This is a genomic window from Protofrankia sp. Cr1, assembly GCF_963555865.1.
GTDB lineage: Bacteria > Actinomycetota > Actinomycetes > Frankiales > Frankiaceae > Protofrankia.
Map to the genome: position 1 here is coordinate 3,680 of NZ_CAUVXO010000336.1, position 2,598 is coordinate 6,277.

General features: G+C 69.8%; 1 protein-coding gene. It reads left to right on the forward strand.

The genetic code is table 11. The features are described 5' to 3' along the window. Positions 1-2,598: EAL domain-containing protein (locus tag U9980_RS20615; RefSeq protein ID WP_322769423.1), on the forward strand; the 2,598-nt coding region annotated here is incomplete at both ends.

Below are 2,598 nucleotides of genomic sequence, written 5' to 3' on the forward strand. Positions count from 1 at the left end.
TCCTTCACGGATCGACGGCGATTTCTGGTCATACTTTCCGTCGGGGGAGTCTTCGCCTTCTCCGTCCTCGCGCTGCTGCCCTGGTCGCCGGGGCAGAACCAGCTGGGGACCTGGCTCGCCGTGGCGATAAGCATCGCCAACCTGGTTGCCGCGCTGCTGTTGCGACGCATCCGGCCGATGGCTCACCACATCCTGGTGCTCTCCTCGGTCCTCGCGGTCACGATTGCGCTGTGTGACAGTGATTCCGGCAGGGACGCCGACCTCTATCTGCTCTGGTACGCCTGGATCGCCGCCTATGGCGCGATGGTTCACAGACTGTGGGTGGCCCTTGTCCATGCCGCGCTCATCAGCGCGGGGGCCGTGGCCGGCTTCGCGATCGAAGGCGATCTCGGTGTCGCGATGCCCGCGGTCGTGATGACCGTCTTCACCGTCAGCGGGACGACTCTGGTTGTGTACGGGTTCGGCCGCTGGAGCCAGCTGCTGGTGGACCGGGATCCGCTGACGGGGCTGGCGAACCGGGCCGGCCTGGCCCGGGTGGCCCAGCCCGCGATCGCCGCGGCGATCGCCGCCGGTCGCCACGCCGTGCTGGTGCTCCTTGACATCAACCGGTTCCGCGAGGTCAACGACGCTCTTGGTCATGACGCCGGCGACCGGCTGCTGCAGGCCATCGCGATGCAGTTGCACAGCGTACCCGTGGACCCTGCGTTCACCGGCCGCATCGGCAGCGATGAGTTCGCGGTCGTCATGTGTGGGGTTGAGCTGCCCGACGAGCCCGAGGCCGCACGCGATCAGATGCGCGCCATCGGCCGAATGGTGATCAGTCAGATCCTCGGTCCGTTCCGGATCGACGGCGTCGAGGTCGAGGTCGAGGCCAGCGCCGGTGTCGCGGTCGCCCCGCTGCACGGCGCGAGCCTCGACGCCCTCCTGCCGGCGGCGGACGCGGCGCTGCACGCGGCCAAACGGGACGGCGAACGGGCCGGTGTGTGGGACCCGGGCATGGCCGGCGTCCGGCCGTGGGAACTCGCCCTGCACGCGCAGCTGCGCGCCGCCGTCGCCGGTGGCGAACTGGTCCTGCACTACCAGCCGCTGCAGTCCGCCCATACCGGGCGCATCGCCGGTGTAGAGGCACTGCTGCGCTGGGCGCACCCCGATCGCGGTCTGCTGGCCCCCGGAGCCTTCCTGCCGATGGCGGAACGGTCCACTCTGATCATCGATGTGACCGAGTGGGTGCTCAACGAGGCGCTGCGCCAGTGCGCCGACTGGGCGTCGGCCGGCCACCACGTACCGGTGTCGGTGAACCTCTCGGCGCGGATGCTCGTCCGCGACGATCTGCCCAACCTGGTTTCGGACACGCTGTCCGTGCACGGCCTGCCCGCAGACGTCCTGACGTTGGAAATCACCGAGAGTGCGCTGGTCACCCAGCCGGCCCGGGCCGCGGCGATGCTGCGGGAACTGCGCACCCGTGGGGTGACGTTGTCGTTGGACGACTTCGGAACGGGTTACAGCTCGATGGAGATCCTCAAAGCGCTGCCGTTCGACGAGGTGAAGATCGACCGGGGGTTCGTCTCCGACGCGCACGGCAGCCTGCCCGACGTCGCGATCGTCCGTACCGTCCTGGAGCTCGGCCATCGCCTGGGGCTACGGGTCGTCGGCGAGGGCGTCGAGGATGCCCGGGCCCTGCGGATGCTGATGGAGCTCGGATGCGATCTTCTCCAGGGGGAGGCGATCTCGCGGCCGCTGCCTCCCTCGCCCGAGCTGCTGGCGCTGCTGACCGCGCAGGCCTGCGCGGTCGTCGCGGCCGTTCCCGGGCCCGCCGCGACGGTGCAGGCCGATTCGGTGGCGGGCCCTGATCGGGTGGCGGGCCCTGATCGGGTGGCGGGCCCTGATCGGGTGGCGCGGCCGTGCCCGCCGGAACTGGTCATGGCCGGACCGGCTGTTGTCAGGCCGGCTGACGAACCCGCCCGGATCGCCGCGCTGCGCCGGTACGAGATCCTCGATTCCGACAGCGAGCCTGAATTCGACGAGATCGCCGCGCTGGCGGCCCGCCTGTGCGACACCCCGGTGGGACTCGTCGCGTTCCTGGACACCGATCGGGAATGGTTCAAGGCCTGCCATGGCTCGACGGTGGCCGAACGACCGCGCGATGTGTCGGTCAGTCAGTGGGCGCTCGCCGAAACCGGGGTCTTCGAGATTGCGGACATGGCCGCGGACCCCCGCTTCATGCGCCTGGCCAGGATCGGGCCGCGCCGGTCATTCCGTTTCTACGCCGGTGCGCCGATCACCACCCCTGATCGCAAGGTGATCGGGCACGTCGTGGCGGTGGACCGTATTCCTCGTGCTCTCACCCCCGGCCAACGCGAGTCGCTCGCCGCCCTGGGACACCAGGTCATGCAATTACTGGAGGCCCGCCGAGCCAACCGGATGCTGGCGGAGGTGACCGGGGCGCTGGGCGTGCTGGACCAGTTCTGGTATCCCGATCACCTGGATGCGGCCGGGTCGACGGTCGCCGAGGTCTCCCGAGCGCTTCTCGACGCGGATGCGGCCAGCCTACTGCTCGCTGACCTTCCCGGATCGACGGTGTTCCACGTGGTGGCCACC